The 12,868-nt window shown below is 66.5% G+C and carries 11 protein-coding genes; 8 read left to right on the top strand and 3 right to left on the bottom strand.

Features of this window, described 5'->3' with window-relative positions:
• Window positions 1-31 precede the first annotated feature (31 nt).
• From CEK29_RS20050 to CEK29_RS20040, 3 genes are all read right to left on the bottom strand, one after another.
• A complete protein-coding gene (locus tag CEK29_RS20050) occupies window positions 32-520 on the bottom strand; it encodes a dihydrofolate reductase (RefSeq protein WP_176456942.1) in 489 nt (162 codons plus the stop codon).
• 25 nt (window positions 521-545) lie between these two features.
• Window positions 546-1,517 carry a thymidylate synthase gene (locus CEK29_RS20045; RefSeq protein WP_094804085.1) on the bottom strand — a complete coding sequence of 324 codons (972 nt, stop codon included), beginning with the start codon at window positions 1,515-1,517 and terminating at the stop codon, window positions 546-548.
• A 94-nt stretch (window positions 1,518-1,611) separates the two neighbouring features.
• A complete protein-coding gene (locus CEK29_RS20040; protein ID WP_094804083.1) occupies window positions 1,612-2,055 on the bottom strand; it encodes an OsmC family protein in 444 nt (147 codons plus the stop codon).
• 143 nt (window positions 2,056-2,198) lie between these two features.
• Between CEK29_RS20040 and coq7 the strand changes: the two genes are divergently transcribed.
• The 8 genes from coq7 to CEK29_RS20000 all read left to right on the top strand — a co-directional run bounded on the left by coq7 (window position 2,199) and on the right by CEK29_RS20000 (window position 12,857).
• The gene (coq7, locus tag CEK29_RS20035) at window positions 2,199-2,876 is read left to right on the top strand and encodes a 2-polyprenyl-3-methyl-6-methoxy-1,4-benzoquinone monooxygenase (protein ID WP_094804081.1); all 678 of its coding nucleotides are present in this window, start codon (window positions 2,199-2,201) and stop codon (window positions 2,874-2,876) included.
• 831 nt (window positions 2,877-3,707) lie between these two features.
• Complete coding sequence (locus CEK29_RS20030; protein ID WP_094804079.1) at window positions 3,708-4,811, top strand: MraY family glycosyltransferase; 1,104 nt, start codon at window positions 3,708-3,710, stop codon at window positions 4,809-4,811.
• 103 nt (window positions 4,812-4,914) lie between these two features.
• A complete protein-coding gene (gene tviB, locus CEK29_RS20025) occupies window positions 4,915-6,189 on the top strand; it encodes a Vi polysaccharide biosynthesis UDP-N-acetylglucosamine C-6 dehydrogenase TviB (protein WP_094859130.1) in 1,275 nt (424 codons plus the stop codon).
• A gap of 14 nt (window positions 6,190-6,203) precedes the next feature.
• The gene (locus CEK29_RS20020) at window positions 6,204-7,235 is read left to right on the top strand and encodes an SDR family oxidoreductase (protein ID WP_094859129.1); all 1,032 of its coding nucleotides are present in this window, start codon (window positions 6,204-6,206) and stop codon (window positions 7,233-7,235) included.
• A gap of 1 nt (window position 7,236) precedes the next feature.
• Window positions 7,237-8,610, top strand: a complete 1,374-nt coding sequence (gene murJ / locus CEK29_RS20015) for a murein biosynthesis integral membrane protein MurJ (RefSeq protein ID WP_094804075.1) — start codon at window positions 7,237-7,239, stop codon at window positions 8,608-8,610.
• On the top strand, window positions 8,611-9,753 hold the full coding sequence (locus CEK29_RS20010) for a glycosyltransferase family 4 protein (protein WP_094804073.1): 1,143 nt from the start codon (window positions 8,611-8,613) through the stop codon (window positions 9,751-9,753).
• Window positions 9,754-9,792: 39 nt separating this feature from the next.
• Entirely contained in the window at window positions 9,793-11,742 is a 1,950-nt protein-coding gene (gene asnB, locus CEK29_RS20005) for an asparagine synthase (glutamine-hydrolyzing) (protein WP_094859128.1), read from the top strand.
• Window positions 11,739-12,857, top strand: coding sequence for a glycosyltransferase family 4 protein (locus CEK29_RS20000; protein WP_094859127.1), 1,119 nt, complete (start codon window positions 11,739-11,741; stop codon window positions 12,855-12,857). Before asnB ends, CEK29_RS20000 begins: the two co-directional genes overlap by 4 nt.
• Window positions 12,858-12,868 lie beyond the last annotated feature (11 nt).

Genomic DNA, 12,868 nt, shown 5'->3' with positions numbered 1-12,868 from the left:
CGCCGGACCACGTTCGGGCCGGCGCTCGCCTTCAGGCCTGGCGTTCGTAAACGACGATGTCGTAGCGCAGGCCGTTTTCTTCGGGTTGGGGCTGGCGCGAGACCTCGCGCCACGACGCCGGCAACGGCGGGAAGAAGGCGTCGCCTTCAATCTGGGCCTGGATTTCGGTGGCGATCACACGCTGCGCGAGCGGCAGCGCCTGCGCATAAATCTGCGCGCCTCCGATCACGAAGACTTCGCCGCCGGGCTGGGCCGCGGCCACGGCCTCGGGAAGCGAGCCCACGACCTGCGCGCCTTCCGCGAGGTAGTCCGGGTTGCGGCTCACCACGATATTCTGGCGGCCGGGCAGCGGGCGGCCCAGCGATTCCCAGGTATTGCGCCCCATCACGATGGGGCGGCCCAGCGTGGTGCGCTTGAAGTGGGCGAGGTCGCCTGGCAGTTTCCAGGGCAGGGCGTTGTCGCGGCCGATGACGCGGTTGGCGGCGTAGGCGACGACGAGGCTCAGAACGGGCGTGGTCATGGTCGGGATGCGGCGGGGCGTGGCGTCAGACCGCCATCGGCGCGGTGAGCGGGGCGTGGTGCTGATAGCCTTCGAGCGCGAAGTCGCCCGGCTCCACCTGCTCGAGCCACTCGGGCTCATACCGCTGGGTCTGGTTGAAATCCGGAATGCGCGAAGACAGCGTGAGCCGCGGCGCCTCGAACGGCGTGCGGGTGAGCTGTTCGCGCAGCATCGGCAGATGGTTTTCGTAGATGTGCGCGTCGCCGATGAAGTACGTGAACCAGCGCGGCGTATAGCCCGTCAGGCGGCCCACCAGATGCAACAGCGCGGCGCCTTCGGTGAGGTTGAACGGCGTGCCCAGGCCCACGTCGTTGGACCGGATGTACAGACACAGCGAGATTTCGCGCGTGGTGGCGTTGGGCAGGAATTGGTACAGCAGATGGCAGGGCGGCAGCGCCATCTCTTCGATCTGCGCCCAGTTCCAGCCATGGAACAGAATGCGGCGATCGCTGGGATTGTTGTGGATCGCGTCCAGGCACTGGCGCAGCTGATCCACCGCCTTGTAGAGCAGCACGTGCGGCACGCCGGCCTCGTCGAGCTCGGACACGATGCGATAGCCGCGGCCCTGCGCGTCCTCGATCTGCGCGCTGTTGGCGCGCGGCAGCAGCTTGTAGGCCGGCCATTTGCGCCACTGCACGCCGTACACCGGGCCCAGGTCATCGGGGCCGTCGCGATACGGGTTCGCCAGCCACTGCGCGTTTTCGTTGGCGTTCTGGTCCCAGACCTTGCAGCCCAGCGCACGGAAGTCGGCGGCGCTGTCGTTGGCGCGCAGGAAGCCGACCAGCTCGCCGATCGCCGACTTGAACGCCAGCTTCTTGGTCGTCACGGCCGGGAAGCCTTGCTGCAGGTCGAAGCGCAGCATCGCGCCGGGCAGCGACAGCGTGCGGATGCCGGTGCGGTTCGATTGCCAGGCGCCTTGGTCGAGAATGGACTGGACGAGGTCGAGATACTGTTTCATGAGAGCGGGCGCGTGCGGGCGCCGGGTGGTGCGTAGGATCCGGCCGCGGCGCGGCCGGCCTGGTGGGTCGACCGCGGGGTCGACCGGAAGGCGATCAGGCGGGCTGGGCCGCGCCTTGCGTATCGGCGATTTCCACCGAGAAGGTCAGTTCGGCGGTCTTCTCGAGCATGGCCGAAGCCGAGCAGTACTTTTCGTGCGACAGCTGCACGGCGCGCTCGACGGCGGCCTGCGGCAGATTGCGTCCGGTCACGGTGAACGCGAAGTGGATCTTGGTGAAGACCTTGGGGTCGGTATCGGCGCGTTCGGCCGAGAGCTTCACGCTGCAGCCGGTCACGTCGTGACGGCCGCGCTTGAGGATCAGCACCACGTCGTAGGCCGTGCAGCCGCCGGTTCCGGCCAGCAGCATCTCCATCGGGCGCGGGGCCAGGTTATGACCGCCGCCTTCGACGGCGCCGTCCATGTTGGTGACGTGGCCGCTGCCCGTGCTGGCGGTAAACAGCATGCCGGACGGACCGCCCCAATCAATTGTGCATTCCATGGTTCTGCATCCCTCGACGCTAGGTATTTGCTTGCGCACTATCAAAGGGGAATCATAACCGGGGAAGAGGGGCCCCCAAAGGCGGCACTACAATCTGATCCTGAGTCCCACGGTCCAGGGACGCCAGCCTCAAGGAGTCGCCCATGTCGTACGCCCGTTCCGCCCCAGGTTTCACCCCCCTGACCCGGCGCGCGGGGCCGCTCGATGGCCTCCTGGGCGAGATCGATTGCGCATTGCAGGTGCTGTCGCGCAGCGCGGTGGCCGGCCGGCCGTATCCGGCCCGGGCCGACGAGGCGCCTCAGTCGCTGTCCGAGGCCGACAAGCGTCACGCCGCCGGTCTGATGCGGGTCAACCACGTCGGCGAGGTCTGCGCGCAGGCGCTGTATCGCGGCCAGGCCTCCGTCTGCCGCGAGCCCGCCGCGCGCGAGCTCCTGCTCGAGGCCGCCGCCGAAGAGGTCGATCACCTGGCGTGGTGCGACACGCGGCTGCGCGAGCTCGGCAGCCGGCCCAGCCTGCTGAATCCTGTCTGGTATGCCGGCTCGTTTGCGCTGGGCGTGCTCGCCAGCGTGGCCGGCGTGCCGCGCAATCTCGGCTTCATGGCCGAGACCGAGCGCCAGGTCGAGGCGCACCTCGACGAGCATCTGCGCATCCTGCCGCCGGCCGACGCACGGTCGCGCGAGGTCGTGCAGCAGATGAAGGTCGACGAGATCGGGCATCGCACCAGTGCCGAGCGCGCCGGCGCCGTTCCCTTGCCTGGTCCGGTCAAGGCCGCCATGCGGGCCATGTCCAAGGTCATGACCACGGCGGCCTATCGGATCTGACGCCACCGACCCATTCAGGATCGCCCTGCGGGCGGTACCAGATTGGTGCAATGCGATAAAACGGGCGCCTGGCGCCCGTTTTTCATTCTCGGCCCCGTCTCAAGTGCTTGAATTTCCTAGGGTAAGTGCGCAAGGGTTTTCCCTTTGAGGCATTACCCCCGCGTCCGCGAGACGCAGGCTGGCTGCGCTTCTGCGGCCGGTGAGCGGCCCAGCTGATGCGTCGACCCAACAGCAACAAGATGCAAGGGCGGTCGCTCAAAAAAATCTTGCATTGCACAAAACGCTGCGCTACTATTCATTCAACGGATGCCGAAACGCGAGTGCGGTCCGAGCGACAAAGCAAGATGCAGCGCTCCCCTCGCAAGGATGTCCGGGCTGCCCCCCAGGGGGTCCAGAGCCTAGCTCCCAGCCCACATCCCGGTGTGCCACGGTTGTCTCCTCCACCCTCCTCCTTTGGTGGATTTAGCCCGAGATCTTACGATCTCGGGCTTTTTTTTAAGTCCGAGCAATGCGTCCCTGTTTTGCGGCGAGAAGCATGCGGGGATCTACGCGTTTTCCCCTAAATAGTCGGCTGTGCGTCCTGGGAAAGTTCTACAATCTGCGAAGGCAGGCCTCTGGCGGGCGGCGAATGGCGATGGCCGTCACCGGGATTCCAGGCCTGCGCTTGTCGGTTTTGTTTTCGCGGCCATTCGCGAGACCTCATTCCGCGGTCGCGGATGCGTTACGTTCTGTGCCTGCGACTTGCACTTGTTCATTCGTCCCATATATGGTCGTTACACCTGCGCCAGATAATGGCGGACCTGTCTCGATAGACCAACCAAAGGTGATTCTGTGACCTGGCTGTACATATGCGTGGTCGCGTTCATGGTGGGGGGACTCATCGTGGCGTCAGAGCGCTGGCATGGCGCATTCACTGGCGACAGCGATCTCAACAAACCCCAGGCCTCGCATTCGCGCGCCACGCCGCGCGTCGGCGGGCTGGCCGTGCTCGCGGGTTCGCTCGCCGGTCTGCTGGTGCTCGGTCCCAGCAACATGACCCTGACCTGGCTGTGGCCCGCGCTGTTCGTGTCGGCGCTGCCCGTGTTCGTGGCGGGCCTGCTCGAAGACATCACCAAGGATATCGGCGCGAGCAAGCGCCTGTTCGCCGCGTTCGCGTCGGCGGCCATCGCCTGGTGGCTGCTCGGCGGCGTGAGCCGCGTGGGCATGCCCTGGGTCGACATGATCCTCGCCTACTGGCCCGTCTCGCTGCTGTTCACGATGTTCGCCGTGGGCGGCTGTACGCATGCCCTGAACATCGTCGACGGCATGAACGGCCTCGCCGGCATGGTCGCCACCCTGATGGCGATTTCGATCAGCCTCGTGGCGCTGCAGGTCGGCGACATGCCCATCTTCATGGTGTCGGCCGCACTGGCGTCCGCCACGCTGGGATTCCTGGTCTGGAACTTCCCGTTCGGCCGTGTGTTTCTCGGTGACGGTGGCGCCTATTTCCTCGGCTTCATGCTGGCCGAGCTGGCCGTGCTGCTGGTGGTCCGCAATCCGTCGGTGTCGCCGTTCTACGCGCTCGCCGTGCTGTTCTATCCCGTCTTCGAAACCGGCTTTTCGATCTGGCGCCGCCGCTTCAAGCGCGGCGTCCCGGTCGATCAGCCCGACGCGTTGCATCTGCATCAACTGGTCTTCCGCCGGCTGGTGCGCGTGACGTTCTCGCGCGGCCGGCGTCATGCCGTCCCCGCGCTGTGCAACGCGCTGGCTTCGCCCTATATGTGGGTGCTGGCGCTCATCGGCCTGGTGCCGGCCACGATCTGGTGGGACAACGCCTGGGCGTTGTGCGCCAGTCTCCTCGTGTTCGCCGGCGTCTACACCTGGCTGTACATGCGCCTGGTTTCGTGGCGCCGTCCGGGGTGGCTGCTCTTGCCGTCCGTGCTGCGTACCCCCTGAACGCTTGGGGATTCAGGCTGGTGTGGCTTACCACCAGCCTGGCACGCGCACCCGACCTTATCTTGGAATTCCGTAACCGTTGCCGGTAACAGGGAGATTTATCTTGCGTATTGATGATGTGAAACTGGCCGTCGTCGGCCTGGGCTATGTGGGTCTGCCTCTGGCGGTCGAATTCGGCAAAAAGCGCGATGTCATCGGTTTCGACATCAATACCCGCCGTATCGACGCGCTCAAGGCCGGTCACGATCACACCCTCGAAGTCGACGATCAGGAACTGGCCTCGGCCACCAAGCTGAGCTACACGGCCGACCGCGCCGAGCTGAGCAAGGCCAACGTGTACATCGTCACCGTGCCCACGCCGATCGACGAATACAAGCAGCCCGACCTGACGCCGCTGGTCAAGGCGAGCGAGACCATCGGCGCCGTGCTCAAGCGCGGCGACATCGTGATCTACGAGTCCACCGTGTACCCGGGCGCCACCGAAGAAGACTGCGTGCCGGTGCTCGAGCGCGTGTCGGGCCTGAAGTTCAACGAAGACTTCTACGCCGGCTATAGCCCCGAGCGCATCAATCCGGGCGACAAGGCGCACCGCGTCAGCACCATCAAGAAGGTGACCTCGGGCTCGACGCCCGAAGTGGCCGAGCTGGTCGACCAGCTGTACAAGCAGATCATCGTGGCCGGCACGCACAAGGCGCCGACGATCCGCGTGGCCGAAGCGGCCAAGGTGATCGAGAACACCCAGCGCGACGTCAACATCGCGCTGATCAACGAGCTGGCCCTGATCTTCAACAAGATGGGCATCGACACCGAAGCCGTGCTGCAGGCCGCCGGCACCAAGTGGAACTTCCTGCCGTTCCGTCCGGGTCTGGTGGGCGGTCACTGCATCGGCGTGGACCCGTACTACCTCACGCACAAGGCGCAGGCCATCGGCTACCACCCCGAGATCATTCTCGCGGGCCGCCGCCTGAACGACTCGATGGGCGCCTATGTGGTGTCGCAGCTCGTCAAGGCCATGACCAAGCAGCGCATCTACGTGGAAGGCGCGCGCGTGCTGGTGATGGGCCTGACCTTCAAGGAAAACTGCCCCGACCTGCGCAACACGCGCATCGTCGACATCGTGAAAGAGCTCGGTGAGTACAACGTCGCCGTCGACGTGTACGACCCCTGGGTCGAGAAGGAAGAGGCCGAGCACGAATACGGCATCACGCCGATCGAATCGCCGCAGGCCGGCAAGTACGACGCCGTGATTCTGGCCGTGTCGCACGAAGAGTTCGTCAAGATGGGCGCGGACGAGATCCGCAAGCTCGGCAAGGCCAAGCACATCCTGTACGACCTCAAGTACGTGCTGCCGGCCGATGCGTCGGACCTGCGTCTTTGATCGGGGGCGCGACGATGACCACGAGCACCCGTTACGAATCGGTCTGCGCACAGCTGCGCGCCGCACCGCGCAAATGGCTGGTGACCGGCTGCGCCGGCTTCATCGGCTCGAACCTGATTGAAACCCTGCTCAAGCTCGACCAGACCGTGGTCGGCCTGGACAACTTCGCGACCGGCCATCAGCGCAATCTCGACGAAGTCCGCGGCCTCGTGAGCGCCGAGCAGTGGGCGCGCTTCTCGTTCATCGAGGGCGACATCCGCGACCTGGACGCGTGCAAGCGCGCCGTCGAGGGCGTGGATCGCGTGCTGCATCAGGCTGCGCTGGGTTCGGTGCCGCGTTCGCTGGCCGATCCGATCACGAGCAACGAAGTCAACATCAGTGGCTTCCTGAACATGCTGGTCGCCGCGCGCGACGCCAAGGTGTCGGCGTTCGTGTATGCCGCGTCGAGCTCCACCTACGGCGATCATCCCGATCTGCCCAAGGTCGAGGACAAGATCGGCAAGCCGCTCTCGCCCTACGCGGTCACCAAGCTCGTCAATGAGCTTTACGCCGACGTCTTCGCCAAGTCGTACGGGTTCGAGACGATCGGCCTGCGCTACTTCAACGTGTTCGGCCGCCGCCAGGATCCGGACGGCGCCTACGCCGCGGTGATCCCGAAGTGGACCGCCGCGATGATCAAGAACCAGACGGTGACGATCAACGGCGACGGCGAGACCAGCCGCGACTTCTGCTACGTCGACAACGCGGTGCAGGCCAATATCCTGGCCGCCATGGCGACCGGCGAAGCGCGCAACCAGGTCTACAACGTGGCCTATAGCGGCCGCACCACGCTCAATCAGCTGTTCGACATGCTCAAGGAAAGCCTCGGCCGTCAGGGCGTGCGCTATGAGCAGGACGTCGTGCACGCCGACTTCCGCGCCGGTGACGTGCGTCACTCGCAGGCGGACATCGGCAAGGGCGGTCGTCTGCTGGGCTATGCGCCGCAGTTCGACATCCTGGGCGGGCTGGAAGCCGCGATGCCCTGGTACGTGCGATTCCTGACCTGATTTGAAAGCCCTGATCCGCAAGCTCGGCAACATCCATCCGGACCACCAGCGAATCTTCAGGGGTGCGTTCCGGGTTGCCGTCTTTCTCATTCTGGGCAAGGCCGCGGGCGCCATCAAAGAGATGGCGGTCGCCTATCGCTACGGCGTGAGCGACGCCGTCGACGCCTATCAGTTCACCATGACCATGGCCAACTGGCTGCCGGTCACGATCGTCGGTGTGCTGTCGGTGGTGTTGATTCCGGTGCTGGTGAAGCTGCGGCGCGAAGGCGGCGCAGAACGCGACCTGTTCGTCTCCGAGCTCCAGGCCTGGACGCTGCTGGGCGGCATCCTGCTGGGGCTGCTGACCTGGTTTGCATGGCCCTTCGTGCTGGGTTCGCTCGGCAAGGGGCTGTCGCCGGCGGTGTCGGCCATGACGGGCGAGCTGTTGTGGGCGTTCGCGCCCGTGTCGGCCATCCTGCTCGTGGCCGGTATCAGCGCGGCGCGGCTGCGCTCGCACGAGCGTCACGTCAATACGCTGCTCGACAGCGTACCCGCGATCACCACCCTCGGCTGGGTCATGCTGGCCACCTTCAGCCCCGATCAGGTCGGGCCGCTGCTGTGGGGCACGCTGGTCGGCTACGTCATTCAGATGGTGTGGCTGGCCTGGCTCGCCGCGCGCGCCGACCAGGGCTTCTGGGGCGCGCCGCGCCTGTCGTTGCGGTCGCCGCATTGGCCCGAGCTGATGAGCGCCGCGGGCGTGATGCTGATCGGCCAGGTGGCGATGAGCTTCGTGAATCCGCTCGATCAATACGCGGCGGCCAATCTCGGCGCCAACGCCAACGCCACCCTGGGCTATGCCAGCCGGCTGCTGTCGCTGGTGCTCGGCATCGGCGCGGTGTCGGTGGGACGCGCCGCGCTGCCGGTGCTGGCCGATGTCCAGCATCGCGGCGACCGCGTGCGGGCCCGCGCGATGGCGCTGAAGTGGTCGTATCTCATGGTGGTGGCGGGCGCCGTCGCCGTGCTGATCGGCTGGTGGCTGGCCCCGTGGGGGGTGCGCATTCTGTTCGAACGCGGCGCCTTCACCGCCGAAAACACGCAGACCGTGGCGGAGGTTTTCCGCTGGGGGCTGCTGCAGCTGCCGTTCTATTTCGGTGTGCTGATCCTGGTGCAGCTGCTGGCCAGTCAGAACCGCTATCGCATCATGGCCGCGATCGCGGTCGCCAATTTTCTGCTCAAGGCCGGCATGAATCTGGTGCTCGCGCCGCGCATGGGCACGCAGGGCATCATGCTGGCCACGAGCCTCATGTATCTTTTGTCGTACGTCTGCTATGTGGTCGTCGCGTTGCGTCCGGTTCAGGATGCGCCGCCCACCGAGTCTGGCAAGGAGCAAAACTGAATGTCCGAGCTGGCCGCCGGTCCTCGCGTGCTGATCTTCATCCATTCGCTGCATGGCGGCGGCGCCGAGCGCGTTGCCGCCGACCTGAGCGCCCATTGGGTGGCTCAGGGGCGCGAGGTGATGCTGGTGACGCAGGCGCCCGCCGAGGGTGATGTCTACACCCTCGACCCGCGCGTGCAGCGCCGTGTTCTGAACACGGCGGGCGAGGGCGGCGGACTGCGCGGGGTGCTGGCCAATCTGCGGCGCGTGGCCGCGCTGCGCGCCCTGATCAAGTCGTTCCGGCCGGACATCGTGTTGGGCATGATGACCACGGCGTCCGTGCTGGCGGTGCTGGCCGCCCGCGGGCTGCGCTGCCGCGTCATCGCCACCGAACACACGCACCCGCCCTCGCAGACGCTCTCGGGCATGTGGCAGCGCCTGCGCCGCCTCACATATCCCCGCGCCGCCCGCGTCGTGGCGCTCACGCGCGGCACGGCCGAATGGCTCGACACCCATGTGCCGGGTTGCCGCCTGGCCGTGATTCCCAACCCGGTGCACTGGCCGCTGCCCCGCAGCGAGCCCGTGGTGGCGCCCACCGTTCGTCCGGACCGCAAGTACGTGCTGGGTGTGGGACGGCTGCATGCCGACAAGGGGTTCGACGTGCTGATCGAGGCCTTCGCGCGTCTGGCGCAGCAGCATCCCGAGTGGGACCTGATCCTGCTGGGCGAGGGCAACGAGCGCGCCGATCTGCAGGCTCGCATCGATGCGGCCGGCCTGGCCGAACGCATTCAGATGCCCGGCCGCGTCGGCAACGTCGGCGATTGGTACGCGGCGGCACATCTGTACGCGCTGTCTTCGCATTTCGAGGGCTTGTCGAACACCCTGCTCGAATCGATGGCGAGCGGGCTGATGGCGGTAAGCTTCGACTGTGACACCGGCCCGCGCGAGATCATTCGCGATCAGGTCGACGGCGTGCTGGTACGGCCCGTCGGCGACGCCATTTCGCTCTCCAAGGCATTGTCGAGCATGATGGATGATCCGGCCGGGCGCGCCCGCATGGGCGAGCTCGCACAGGATGTCCGCGACCGTTTTTCGGCCGAGCATGTGCTCGGTCTGTGGCAGAAAGTTTTCGACGACGCATTGGGTGCCGGCCGCCGCGGCTGACGCGATGCTTCGTTCGACGAAGGTGAGATCCTCTACATCATGTGTGGAATTGTCGGTATCTGGGGCCCCCTCGAGGGCAAGGAAACCATCCTGGCGCAGAGCTGCCAGCGCATCCGGCATCGTGGGCCGGACAGCAACGGTTTCTGGGAAGATCGCGACGCCGGCGTGGCCCTGGCGCATGTACGGCTGGCGATTCTCGACCTGACCGAGGCCGGGCATCAGCCCATGGTGTCGCCGTGCGGCCGCTATGTGCTGATCCTCAACGGCGAGATCTACAACCATCTCGAGCTGCGCGCCGACCTCGAAGCGGCCGGGCAGGCGCCCGCGTGGCGCGGTCATTCCGACACCGAGACGGTGCTGGCCTACATCGCGGCGCGTGGCGTGGAGGCGATGCTCAAGGCCGCCACCGGCATGTTCGCGAACGCCCTCTGGGACCGCGAGCGCCGCACGCTCAGCCTCATGCGTGACCGCATGGGCGAGAAGCCGCTGTACTACGGTTTCAGCGGCGCGAACCTGCTGTTCGGCTCGGAGCTCAAAGCCTTCGCGCCGGTGCCGGGCTTCGGGCGCGACATCGATCGCAATGCCCTGGCGTCGTTCATGCGGCACAACTACATCCCCGCGCCGCAATCGATCTACGAGGGCATTCGCAAGCTGCCGCCAGGCACCTGGCTCGAGTTTTCAGAATCGCAGATGCGCGGCCGCGAGATGCCGCAGCCGCGGGCTTATTGGTCCGCGCTGGAGGCCGCCGAGGCCGGCCAGCGCAATCCGCTGTCGTTTGCCAAAGACGCCGACGCGGTCGACGCGCTCGAACAGGTCCTGGGCCGTGCCGTGGGCGGACAGATGCTGTCCGATGTGAGTCTGGGCGCATTCCTGTCGGGCGGCATCGATTCCTCGACCATCGTCGCGCTGATGCAGGCGCAGAGCAGCAAGCCGGTGCGCACCTTCGCGATCGGCTTTCACGAAAAAGGCTACAACGAAGCCGAGCACGCCAAGGCGGTGGCCGCGCATCTGGGCACGGATCACACCGAGCTCTACGTGACGGCGGCCGATGGCCTGGCCGTGGTGCCGCACCTGGCCGAGATGTACGACGAACCCTTCGCCGACTCGTCGCAGATCCCGACCTCTCTGGTGACGCGCATGGCGCGCCAGCACGTGACCGTGGCGCTGTCGGGCGACGGCGGCGACGAGCTGTTCGGCGGCTATTCGCGTTATTTCCGGGTGAATAGCTGGTGGCACAAGTTCGGGCGCGTGCCCGCGCCGCTGCGCCACCTCGGGGGCGCCGTGATGCGCGGCTCGGCCGCGTTGCCGGGCTCCGGCGCGTGGCGTGGCAAGGTCGGCAAGCTGGGCGAGTTGCTCAGCGCGAACAACGAGGGCGAATTCTATCGGCAGTTCGTGTCCTACTGGGCCGACCCGGGCCGCGTGGTCAAGGGGGGCGTCGAGCCCCGCTCGATCTTCGAGGATCCGCTCAAGGGCTCGTTGTTCGAGGCCATGATGAAGCTCGACGCCGTCACCTACCTGCCCGACGACATCCTGGTCAAGGTAGACCGCGCGGCGATGGCCGTGAGTCTCGAGACGCGCGTGCCGCTCATCGATCACCGGGTCTTCGAATTCGCCTGGCAACTGCCGTTCAACTACAAGGTGCGTGGCGGCACCGGCAAATGGCTGTTGCGCCAGCTGCTGTATCGCCACGTGCCGCAGACATTGGTGGATCGCCCCAAGCGCGGTTTCGCGGTGCCGCTGGCCTCCTGGCTGCGCGGCCCCTTGCGCGATTGGGCGGAGGCGCTGCTCGACCCCGCGCGATTGCGCCAGGAAGGTTGGTTCGAGCCCGAACCCATCCTGCGCAAGTGGCGCGAGCACAAGAGCGGCCATCGCAACTGGAATAGTCATCTCTGGGGAGTACTCATGATGCAGGCCTGGCTCGATCAACACCGACGCGGCGATGCCGTGGATCCCCCCGCCCCGCGCCTGAGCGAGGGCGCGGGACGATGAAAATATTGATGCTGGTGAGTTCCATGCATGCGGGCGGCGCCGAACGCGTCGCCGCCACCCTGGTCAGTGCCTGGGCCGAACGCGGCGATGCCGTGACGCTCATGCCGACCTACTCGGAAAAGGGCAGCTGCTTCTATCCGCTGTCGGACAAGGTGGAATTGTTGTGGCTGGCGGACGTCGTCGGCGAGCGCTCTTCCGGCCCGATCACCGCGCTGCGGCGCCTGTGGGCCATGCGCCGCATCATCCGCGAGCGCAAGCCCGATGTGGTGGTGTCCTTCCTCACCAACGTCAACGTGGCCGCGATCATCGCGACCCTCGGCGTCAAGGTTCCCGTGATCGCCTGCGAGCGCACCAATCCCGTGGCCGAAGGCACCGTGAGCTCGCGCTGGCGCAAGCTGCGCCGCTGGTTCTATCCGCGCGCCGCGATGGTGACGGTGCAGGCGCACGCCACCGCCAAGCCCTTTGCTCGCGATGTGCCGGGCATCGAGCGGCTCGAGGTCATTCCGAATCCCTTGCCCCCCGAATTGCTCGACGCACCGATCACGACGGTCGGCGCGCCGGCCCAGGAACGCAAGCGCCTGATCGCGATGGGCCGGCTCGTGCCCGACAAGCAGTTCGACCTGTTGATCGATGTCTACGCCGGCCTGGCCCAGGACTTCCCCGATTGGGATCTGTGGATCTGGGGCGAAGGCCCGATGCGCGAGCAGCTGGAGGCGCAGGTCGAGGCCGCCGGACTGGCCGGACGCGTGCATCTGCCCGGCCGCACCGCCGAGCCCTGGGTCGAGCAGGCGCGCGGCGAGGCCTTCGTGCTGACCTCGGCCGTCGAAGGTTTTCCCAATGTGCTGCTCGAAGCGATGGCCGTGGGGCTGCCGGCCGTGACGTTCGATTGCACCAGCGGCCCCGAAGAGATCACCCGCAATGGCCAGGATGCCTTGCTGGTGCCGCCCGGTGATCGCGACGGTCTGCGCACGGCGCTGGCGTCGCTCATGCGCGATCCCGACCTGCGGGCCCGGCTGGGTCAGCAGGGGGCGCAATCGGTCCGCCGCCGGTATTCGCTGGCCGCGGTGCTGGCCGAATGGGACGATCTGTTCGCGCAAGTGCGCGTGACCGCCTGAGAGCAGGAAAG

The organism is Bordetella genomosp. 5 (genome assembly GCF_002261475.1).
In the GTDB taxonomy this organism is placed as follows: domain Bacteria; phylum Pseudomonadota; class Gammaproteobacteria; order Burkholderiales; family Burkholderiaceae_B; genus Bordetella.
Note: the sequence above shows the minus strand (reverse complement) of the source record. Positions and strands in the feature narration are given on the sequence as shown.

What these genes read in the sequence shown, in the direction of transcription:
- CEK29_RS20050 (WP_176456942.1), bottom strand. Translation starts at nt 520, where the DNA reads ATGACCACGCCCGTTCTGAGCCTCGTCGTCGCCTACGCCGCCAACCGC.
- CEK29_RS20045 (WP_094804085.1), bottom strand. Translation starts at nt 1,517, where the DNA reads ATGAAACAGTATCTCGACCTCGTCCAGTCCATTCTCGACCAAGGCGCC.
- CEK29_RS20040 (WP_094804083.1), bottom strand. Translation starts at nt 2,055, where the DNA reads ATGGAATGCACAATTGATTGGGGCGGTCCGTCCGGCATGCTGTTTACC.
- coq7 (WP_094804081.1), top strand. Translation starts at nt 2,199, where the DNA reads ATGTCGTACGCCCGTTCCGCCCCAGGTTTCACCCCCCTGACCCGGCGC.
- CEK29_RS20020 (WP_094859129.1), top strand. Translation starts at nt 6,204, where the DNA reads ATGACCACGAGCACCCGTTACGAATCGGTCTGCGCACAGCTGCGCGCC.
- CEK29_RS20010 (WP_094804073.1), top strand. Translation starts at nt 8,611, where the DNA reads ATGTCCGAGCTGGCCGCCGGTCCTCGCGTGCTGATCTTCATCCATTCG.
- asnB (WP_094859128.1), top strand. Translation starts at nt 9,793, where the DNA reads ATGTGTGGAATTGTCGGTATCTGGGGCCCCCTCGAGGGCAAGGAAACC.
- CEK29_RS20000 (WP_094859127.1), top strand. Translation starts at nt 11,739, where the DNA reads ATGAAAATATTGATGCTGGTGAGTTCCATGCATGCGGGCGGCGCCGAA.